Annotated in this window: 8 protein-coding genes; all 8 read left to right on the top strand. The window is 56.4% G+C overall.

Translation table 11 applies throughout. The features are described 5' to 3' along the window. The first annotated feature begins 32 nt into the window (after positions 1-32). Complete coding sequence (locus HOLDEFILI_RS15490) at positions 33-266, top strand: FeoA family protein (protein ID WP_006060794.1); 234 nt, start codon at positions 33-35, stop codon at positions 264-266. Next, positions 263-2,275: a ferrous iron transport protein B gene (feoB, locus tag HOLDEFILI_RS15485; protein ID WP_006060793.1), complete on the top strand. Its 2,013-nt coding sequence runs from the start codon at positions 263-265 to the stop codon at positions 2,273-2,275. Before HOLDEFILI_RS15490 ends, feoB begins: the two co-directional genes overlap by 4 nt. 119 nt (positions 2,276-2,394) lie before the next feature. Next, entirely contained in the window at positions 2,395-3,477 is a 1,083-nt protein-coding gene (gene gcvT / locus HOLDEFILI_RS15480; RefSeq protein WP_006060792.1) for a glycine cleavage system aminomethyltransferase GcvT, read from the top strand. Between the two features lie 175 nt (positions 3,478-3,652). Then, on the top strand, positions 3,653-4,036 hold the full coding sequence (gene gcvH / locus HOLDEFILI_RS15475) for a glycine cleavage system protein GcvH (RefSeq protein WP_006060791.1): 384 nt from the start codon (positions 3,653-3,655) through the stop codon (positions 4,034-4,036). A 3-nt stretch (positions 4,037-4,039) separates the two neighbouring features. After that, complete coding sequence (gcvPA, locus tag HOLDEFILI_RS15470) at positions 4,040-5,362, top strand: aminomethyl-transferring glycine dehydrogenase subunit GcvPA (protein ID WP_006060790.1); 1,323 nt, start codon at positions 4,040-4,042, stop codon at positions 5,360-5,362. Further along, positions 5,359-6,789: an aminomethyl-transferring glycine dehydrogenase subunit GcvPB gene (gene gcvPB / locus HOLDEFILI_RS15465; protein WP_006060789.1), complete on the top strand. Its 1,431-nt coding sequence runs from the start codon at positions 5,359-5,361 to the stop codon at positions 6,787-6,789. The genes gcvPA and gcvPB overlap by 4 nt, the downstream gene beginning before the upstream one ends. Before the next feature lie 4 nt (positions 6,790-6,793). Continuing rightward, the gene (lplA, locus tag HOLDEFILI_RS15460; protein WP_006060788.1) at positions 6,794-7,789 is read left to right on the top strand and encodes a lipoate--protein ligase; all 996 of its coding nucleotides are present in this window, start codon (positions 6,794-6,796) and stop codon (positions 7,787-7,789) included. Continuing rightward, positions 7,780-8,988, top strand: a 1,209-nt coding sequence (locus tag HOLDEFILI_RS15455) for a dihydrolipoyl dehydrogenase family protein (protein ID WP_006060787.1), incomplete at its 3' end; no start/stop codon positions are given. The genes lplA and HOLDEFILI_RS15455, both read left to right, overlap by 10 nt.

Genomic DNA, 8,988 nt, shown 5'->3' with positions numbered 1-8,988 from the left:
AAGCATAGTCTGTAAGGAAAGGAGAGTCAGCGATGAAACTAACACAATTGCCATCCGGCCTCAGCGCGGTCATCACGCGCATTGACCTGCCGCCGGCGCTGGCGGACCGGCTGGAAGCTCTGGGATTGCGGGTGGGCGAGGACATTGAATTTGTCCGCAGTGCGCCGCTGCAGGATCCGGCGGAATACAGCGTCGGGGGCAGCCTGATCGCGCTGCGTCGGCCGGATGCCGCGCGGATTTATGTCGCTTTGAAGAAAACCGAATGAAGACCGTAGCCTTTGTCGGCAATCCCAATGCCGGGAAAACTGCCTGGATCAATGCGCTGTCGGATGCCGGGTTTGAGGTCGGCAACTGGCCGGGCGTTACGGTGGAGCGCAAGCAGGCACAGGTTGAATGGAATAAGGAAGCGATCACCCTGATCGATCTGCCGGGTATTTATGATTTACAGAAAACCAACAACGAGGAACAAATCACCCAGGACTTTCTGGAATCCCAGCCAATCGACTGCCTGATCAACGTCCTGGACGCGACGCATTTACAGCGGGCGCTGCGGCTGACGCTGAAATTAAGGATGCTGCAGATTCCGATGATTCTGATTTTTAACTTTTACGACGAGGTGCTGAAAAATGGAATTGAGATCGACGCGGCAAAGCTGAGCCGCCATTTGGCCTGTCCGATTCTCTGCGTCAGCGCGTTTGACAAGCAGGCCGCCCGGCAGGTGAAAGACACCGTTCTGGCGATGCTGCATCAGCCCTTTGACGGTTACCGGCCGCTGCTGCCAAAACCGCTGGAACAGGCGTGGGTCGATGAAGTCAACGCGCTGCAGCTGGCAGAACCCTTTGTCTCGCCGCTGGCGCTGCAGAAACAAGCCTATCAAAAGCTCTGTGACCGCCAGCCGCAAGCAATGCATGAGGCGCTGTACCGGGCGGTCGACAGCTTGATGAGCCATGTTCGTCAGGATCCACAGCGGCGGCTGTTAAAAACCAAGCGGATCGACGCGGTGCTGCTGCACCGGATCTGGGGACTGCCGCTGCTTTTGGCGATGAGCTTTGGGATGCTGATGCTTATCTATAACGGCAGCGCGCCGTATGTGGCTTGGCTGAATCAATTAACTCTCTGGATGCAGCACGGCTGCCGGCTCTTATTGGCTTCAATGCCGGCCTGGGTGCAATCGTTGATCTGCGACGGGTTGTTGGCCGGGATTGGCAGCGTGCTCAGTTTCTTACCGTTAATGGCGTTTTTGTATTTCTTCCTCGGCTTGCTGGAAGAAAGCGGCTATATGGCCCGGATCGCGTTTTTAATGGACCGGCTGATGCGGCCGTTTGGCTGCAGCGGCAAAGCGTTTGTTTCCTTGTTGTTAGGCTTGGGATGCAATGTTCCAGCCGTGATGGCGACGCGCGTAATCGAAGAAGAAAGCAGCCGCCGGCGGACGGCGCTGGTCGTTCCATTAATCAGCTGCGGCGCGCGCTTGCCGATTTACCTGTTGTTCGCGGCGGCGTTTTTTCCCGGACAGGGCGGGTTGGTCGTGTTTACGCTGTATGGATTAAGCCTAGTCAGCGCATTGGTGTTATCGCTGGTGCTGTCGCTGCCGGAGCATCGCAAACAGCCGTGGATGGTGCTGGAACTACCGGTATATCGCCGCCCATCGCTGCCGGTGGTATTCAACAAGGTCCGCCAGGAAGTCAAAAATTACACCCGTAAAGCGCTGACTGTCGTGATGCTGGCGATGACAGTGCTGTGGGGACTGACCTATTTTCCGACCGGGGAGATCGCCACGTCCTATGCCGCGCAGTTTGGCAAGGCGGCGTCCGTGATTTACGAACCGCTGGGTTTCGGCACGCAATGGCCATTGGTTGCCAGCCTGCCCGGATCCATCGCGGCCAAGGAAACAGTCGTCGGTTTTCTGGCTTCGGTGTTAAGCGAGTCAACGGAAACGCCGCCGGACTTTGCTGAGGAATCCCGGAACCTGATTTCAGGCCTGGGCGAAGCGGTGAAAAACAGTGTCGTGCACCTGGCGGATTTCAGCCAGGAAGGGCAGGATGCCGGCTTGATCAGCGAACTGGGCGCGCTCTTTCCAGATCCGTTAGGCAAGCTGCGGGCCTATTGCTTCCTTGTCTACTGTCTGTTTTCGATTCCCTGCATCATGACGCTCAACGCTCTGCGGCAGGAATATGGAACGAGGCTGATGCTGAAATCCATCGCGATCATGCTGGCGCTGCCGTATGCGGTCAGTCTGCTTTTGTTCCAATTAGGACGCTTGCTGTTCTGGCTGTAATCGGTTGGATAGGAAAAAGAACAGAGTTATCTTGTGAAGTGCAGAACTTTATGGAAAAGCGCTTTCATTTTCGCTATAATAAAGCTACAAGAGGAACCTGAAAAGGAAAGGAAACGAAGATGACAGAAAAAACATCGTTATACGACTTTCATCAAAGCCACCAGGGCAAGCTCGTTGAATTTGCCGACACCTGGCTGCCCATCCAGTATCCAACCGGCATTCTGAAAGAACATCAGGCCGTTCGTGAACAAGCGGGACTGTTCGACGTGTCGCACATGGGCGAATTTCTCGTCGAAGGCCCGGAAGCGGCCGCTTTTCTCGATCATTTGCTGACCAACAAGATTGCCAATCTGAAACATGGACAGATGCGCTACAGCTGCCTGTGTTATGAAAACGGCGGCACGGTCGACGATCTGATTGTCTACCGGTTTGACGACGAGCATTTTTTATGTGTCGTCAATGCTTCCAACAAGCAGAAAGACTGGGAGTGGTTTAATCAGAACTGCCGTCACAACGTTCAGCTGCGTAATGTTTCATCGCTCATTTCACAAGTTGCGCTGCAGGGCCCCAAAGCGATTGAGATCCTGGGCAAGATTGCCGATCTGACTTCACTGCCGGCAAAATCGTATTGGTTTACCGATCAGATCGCGGTCGCTGGCAAGGCTTGTCTGGTTTCACGCAACGGCTATACCGGCGAGGATGGCGTCGAAATTTACATGCGCAATGAAGACGCGATGGCGATTGTCGGGGCGATCATGACTGCCGGAACGCCGCTGGGATTGATTCCGTGCGGACTGGGCGCGCGCGATACGCTGCGTCTGGAAGCGGCGATGCCGCTTTATGGGCATGAGCTGGACGCTGAGACCTCACCGTTGGAGGCAGGTCTGAACTTCGCGGTGAAGCTGGATAAAGCTGATTTTATCGGCAAGCAGGGAATCCAGGAAAAAGGTCTGACGAAGGTCCGGATCGGCCTGGAACTGCTCGACCGCGGCATTGCCCGCGAGCATTACGAGGTTCGCCAGGATGGAGCAGTGATCGGCCATATCACCAGCGGGACGATGGCGCCGACGCTGGGCAAAGCGATCGCGATGGCCTATGTCGACGTCGATCACGCTCAGGACGGCGCTGAGGTTGAGGTTGTTCATGGAAACCGAAGCATGAAGGCGCTGATCACGCCGATGCCGTTTTACAAACGGAAATAACGCGGATCAAAGGGCAGAAAAGGGCGAAGGCCATCGTTTGTGAAGCGCAGAAACAAGGCCACAGCGGCCTCAGCTTCCGCTTGAACGAGGAAACCTGCAGTCCTTGTCGGAATGGAAAAAGCCGGCGGGACTGGGACAATAAAAATAAAATAAGAGATGAAGGAGGACACACAAAATGTCAGTCGTAAAAGAAGGTCTGCTTTACAGCAAGTCGCACGAATGGGTTGAAACGCTGCCGGACGGCACAGTAAAAATCGGAATTTCCGATTACGCGCAGGACAGTCTGGGCGATATCGTGTTTGTCGACATGCATCCTGCCGGCGAGGAAGTCGAAGCGGAAGGCGCGTTAGCCGACGTCGAATCCGTCAAAGCCGTCAGTGAAATTTATTCGCCGGTCGCCGGAACGATCAAAGAAACGAATGAGGAATTGATCGACGCTCCGGAAAAGCTGAACGAGGACTGCTACGGCAACTGGATCTGCGTGATGGAGAACGTCGGCGGATTAGACGATCTGTTAAGTCCGGAAGCCTACAGCGAATATCTGACGACGCTGGAGTAGCCCATGAGCGATTACATTGCATCCAGCCCGGAAGAATTGCAGGCGATGCTCGATTCGCTGGGGCTGAAAGATTTAGACGCTTTAACCGGGCATCTGCCCGAAGCGGTGCTTTTAAAAGAAGACGGCTGGGATCTGCCGGAGGGCATGAGTGAATTCGAAGCGTTGGCGAAGCTGAAGAAAATGGCCTCACACAACCGGATTTATGAAGATCTCTACCGCGGGGCGGGCGCTTACCGCCATTACATCCCGAGTCTCGTCAACGCGCTGTCCAGCCGTGGCGAGTTTCTGACGGCGTATACGCCGTATCAGGCGGAAATGAGTCAGGGACTGCTGCAGTCCATTTTTGAATATCAGACAATGATCTGCGAGCTGACGGGCATGGACGTCAGTAACGCCAGCGTGTATGACGGCGCGACGGCCGCGGCCGAAGCCTTGCTGATGTGCCGGGATCCGAAGCATCGCCGCGTGCTGGTGCCGGCGTCGGTGCATCCGCAGATCCTGCAGGTAATCCGGACGTATGGCGAGGCCTACGGTATGGAAATCACCGTCTTGGAATGTCCGCACGGCGTGCTGGAAGAAAGCGTGCTGCGGGAAGCGCTGAGCGAGGATACCGCCTGTCTGCTTTTGCAGCAGCCGAACTATTTCGGTTTAATTGAAGACGCAGAAACACTGTTTGCAGCGGCGGCGGAGAAAAAGGTAAAAGGGATTCTGCACATCAATCCGATCGCGGCGGCGCTGCTGCCGTCAGCGAAGGAAGCCGGCGCTGTGATTGCGGTCGGCGAAGGCCAGCCGTTAGGCATGCCGCTGAACTTCGGCGGGCCGTATCTGGGCTTTATGGCCAGCGTATCGGCGATGATGCGCAAGCTGCCCGGCCGGATTGTCGGCCAGAGTACCGATCACGAAGGCCGGCGGGCTTACGTTCTGACCTTGCAGGCCCGTGAACAGCACATCCGCCGGGAAAAGGCCAGCAGCTCGATCTGTTCCAATCAGGCGTTATGCGCGCTGAGAGCGGCGATCTACTGCAGCGCGATGGGCACGGAAGGCATCGAACAGGTCGCCTCGCACTGTGTCAGCAACGCCCACTATTTAGCGCAGGAGCTATGTGAAAAAACAAAGCTCAAACTGAAATATACCGGCGAATTCTTCCATGAATTCGTAACGGTCAGCGAGGTGCCGAGCGGCGTGCTGCTCAAACATCTGGAAGATCACGGCATCCTGGGCGGACTGCCGCTGAGCGATCACGAGATTCTGTGGTGCGCGACAGAAGTGAACAATAAGGAAAATATGGATCATCTGGTCGAACTGATCGGGGAGGTGGCCGCATGAGCCAGCTGATTTTTGAACGCGGAACCCAGGGACATCGGGGCGTGGCGCTGCCAAAGCTTCAGGTTCCTGCGTATACTTTAAAAACAAAACTGCGGGCTGAGAAACCGCAGCTGCCTTCGGTCAGCGAACTGGAGGTCGTGCGCCATTACACCGAATGCTCCCAGCGTGTCAAGGGCGTCGATCACGTCTTTTATCCATTAGGCTCCTGCACGATGAAATACAATCCGAAAGTCAACGAAGACGCGGCCAACCTGGAGGGCTTTACGGCGATCCATCCGCTGGCACCGGAAGAGGACGTGCAGGGCTGTCTGGAAGTTGTCGCAACGCTGGAAAAATATCTGACGCAGATCACCGGCATGGATGCGTTCTGCTTCCAGCCGGCCGCGGGCGCGCATGGCGAATTCAGCGGCCTGATGACGATCCGCAACTATTTGAAACGCCATCATGAAGATCAGCGCACCGTCGTGTTCGTGCCGGATTCCGCTCATGGAACCAATCCGGCCAGTGCGGTGATGGCGGGCTTTACGGTCAGGCAGATTCCAAGCAACGCGGAAGGCAACGTCGATGTGGAAGCGTTGCGGGCGATGGCGGATGAAACGACCGCGGCGCTGATGCTGACGAATCCCAACACATTGGGCCTGTTTGAAAAAGATATTTTGGAAATCACAAAAATCATTCACGACGCCGGCGGTCTGGTTTATTACGACGGCGCGAATCTGAACGCGATCATGGGTATTGCGCGTCCGGGCGATATGGGCTTTGACGTCGTCCATCTGAATCTGCATAAGACGTTCTCCACGCCGCATGGCGGGGGCGGGCCGGGCAGCGGGCCGATCGGCGTCAAACGCCATTTGATTCCCTATCTGCCGTCGCCGCGGATCGAAAACGGACGGATTCATGAAGACTGTCCGGAAAGCTTAGGCCGGATGAAAATGTTCTACGGCAATTTCGGGGTCATGGTTCGGGCTTTAACCTATGTCATGATCTTGGGCAAGGAAGGTCTGCGCCGAACAAGTCAGGTCGCGGTGCTCAACGCCCGCTATCTGGAACATGAACTGAGCCGGAACTATGATATGGCGATTGACCAGCCGTGCATGCATGAATTCGTCATGACGCTGAAACGTCAGCATCACGACCTGGGCGTCAGCGCGATGGATATCGCCAAGGGGATGATCGACCGCGGCATTCATCCGCCGACGATGTATTTCCCACTGATCGTGGAAGAAGCACTGATGGTGGAACCGACGGAAACTGAACCAAAGGCGGTGCTCGATGAAGCGGTGCGCGTGCTGAGTGAGCTGCTTGACTTGGCGACCAGCGATCCGCAGGCACTGCAGGCATGTCCAACGACGACGCCGGTCGGCCGGATCGACGAGGTCCAGGCGGCCCGGCATCCGATTCTGCGCTGGCAAAAGGGAAACGAATAGCAAAATGCTGTATTTTGCAGAGGGTCAGACTTTTGACCCTTACTTTAATTTAGCGATGGAGAAGTGGCTGTGCGATCATCTCGACGGCCGGCGAATTCTCTATCTGTGGCAAAACGAGCATACCGTTGTCATTGGCAAAAACCAGAATCCGCTGAAGGAATGCCGGCTGGCGGCGCTGAAGCAGGACGGCGGTTTGTTAGCCCGGCGCTGTTCCGGCGGCGGAGCCGTCTATCACGATCTGGGCAACCTGAACTTTACGATGTTGGTTCCCAACGATCAATTTGATCTGCATCGGCAATGCTCCGTGCTTTTGCAGGCTGTGCGCCGGTTCGGCGTAGACGCGCAGTTTTCAGGCCGCAACGATCTGACGGCGCAGGGCCGGAAATTTTCCGGCAACGCCTTTTATCATGGCCCCCACGGCAGCTTTCATCACGGCACGCTGCTCGTCGATACGGACAGCGAGAAAGTGGCCAGATACCTGAAGGTATCCGCCGCAAAGCTGAAAGGCAACGGCGTCGATTCCGTCCGTCAGCGCGTCATCAATTTAAAGGAATGCGCGCCAATGATGACGGTCAGCCGGCTGAAAACCGCACTGCGGGAAGCGATGGAACAGGTTTATGGAGAACTGGGAACGATGTGGGAATGGACGCCGGCGCAGATTGCGGAAATCAAAGCGCTGGCCCAGGTTTACCGCAGCGATGCCTGGCTGTTTCCAGAGAAATTCCAGGCTGATTTATGCTTGGAGAAACGTTTCGCCTGGGGTGAGATCCAGGCGCAGCTGCAGCTGCAGTCTCAGCGTATTTGCGCCTGCCGGCTGTATACCGACGCGATGGATGCGGCGGCGATCACGGAGCTGGAAGCCTTGCTTCATGATTGTCCGCTGACGTCCCAGGCACTGCAGGAACGTGCTTTATCCGCAAGTCCGCACCATCCGCTGATCCCGGAATGCATTGCGTGGATCAGTCAAGAAATAGAAGGGCAGGAAGCAAAATGGGATTAAAAACCGAGCTTGTGATTCTCGGCGCCGGCCCGGCCGGCTATGAAGCGGCAATTCACGCCGCTCAATGCGGCATGCAGGTCGCGCTGATCGAAAAAGACCAGGTCGGCGGCACATGTCTTAACCGCGGGTGTATTCCGACTAAAAGCCTGTTATACCAGGCGCATCAGCTGCGGATTGCGGCGCAGTACGCCAAGATCGAGATCGACGGCGAAGCGCTGCGGCTGCAGAAGGAAGACACCGTGGGGAAGCTGCAGAAGGGAATTGCCCAGCTGATCAAAGGCAATTCAATCCAGTTTCTTCATGGCGAAGCGAAAATTACCGGCCCGCAGACGGTCAGTGTTAATGATGAGATCATTGAAGCTGAGCATATTTTGATCGCGACCGGCTCCCGGACTTCAGTTCCGCCGATTCCGGGTATTGAACTGGCGATGACCTCGGATCAGGTGCTGCAGTGGGATCGTCCGCTGCCGCAGCAGGCTGTGATAATCGGAGCCGGCGTGATCGGTCTGGAATTCGCGGATTTATTATTGGATCTGGGGGTTGGGGTAACGCTGTTGGAAGCCGCTCCGCGGCCGTTGATTCAGGCGGATCGGGAAATCGCGCAGAATCTTCAAATGATCCTCAAGCGCCGGGGCGCGCAGCTGCATTGCGGCATTACGATTACCCAGATTCATGAAAACGCCGTAGACTATGTAGAAAAGGAAAAACCGATGCGCGCGGAAGGGGAATGGATCATCGCCGCAACCGGACGCAAACCGGTGTTATGCGATTGCGCGCCGGCGCTGGCGCAGGAGCGCGGCCGTTTGATCACGGATGCCTGCGGCCGGACGTCGGTTCCTACGATTTATGCCGCTGGGGATGTGACCAGCCGGATTCAGCTTGCGCATCTGGCCAGCGCGCAGGCGATCAATGCGGTGGATACGATGCTGGGCCGGACGCCGCAGTTTGATTTAAACTGTGTGCCGTCATGTCTGTACACCCATCCGGAAGCAGCGTGGGTCGGCTTGTCGGAGGAGGAAGCGCAGGCGCAGGGGTTATCGGTCATCGTGGGCAAGACCACCACCTTAAGCAATTCCAAATCCATGATCGAGCAGGCGCCGCGCGGTTTTGTCAAGCTGATCGCCGACGCGGTCACCCGTCAGTTAGTGGGCGGAGTGATTGCCGGAGCGCATGCCAGCGACTGGATCGGCACAGTGGCT

The sequence above is a fragment of the Holdemania filiformis DSM 12042 genome (assembly GCF_000157995.1).
Classification (GTDB): domain Bacteria; phylum Bacillota_I; class Bacilli_A; order Erysipelotrichales; family Erysipelotrichaceae; genus Holdemania; species Holdemania filiformis.
Note: the sequence above shows the minus strand (reverse complement) of the source record. Positions and strands in the feature narration are given on the sequence as shown.